At 68.4% G+C, this 335-nt stretch carries 1 protein-coding gene; it reads right to left on the reverse strand.

All coding sequences use genetic code 11. The features are described from left to right. A partial coding sequence (locus EN852_RS37375; protein ID WP_135879804.1) for a helix-turn-helix domain-containing protein occupies positions 1–335 on the reverse strand: 335 nt, incomplete at both ends.

Consider the following 335-nt stretch of genomic DNA (forward strand, 5'->3'; position numbering starts at 1 on the left):
GTCGGCGGTCCAGTGGGTCCTCTCGCCCGGCGGATCGGCAAGCGTCAGTGCCACGACGCGCTCGCCGACATCGGGACCGAGCGGCGGAATGCGCCACTGTCGCGTCTTGTCGCGCAGCAGCCCGTCACAGCCTTCCGCGGCAAAGCGCTCCTGCCAGCGCCAGACGTCGGTCTTCGACTTGCCGATGCGGCGCATGACCTCGCCGGTGCCGACGCCGTCGGCGGGCAAAAGCACTATCTCGGCGCGCCAGACATGCTTTTGCGGGGCGTTGCGATCCCTGATCAGCGCCGTCAGACGGACGCGATCGGCCGACGAAACGGTGAACGATCTTCCTG

The sequence above is a fragment of the Mesorhizobium sp. M2E.F.Ca.ET.209.01.1.1 genome, assembly GCF_004010375.2.
Classification (GTDB): Bacteria; Pseudomonadota; Alphaproteobacteria; order Rhizobiales; family Rhizobiaceae; genus Mesorhizobium.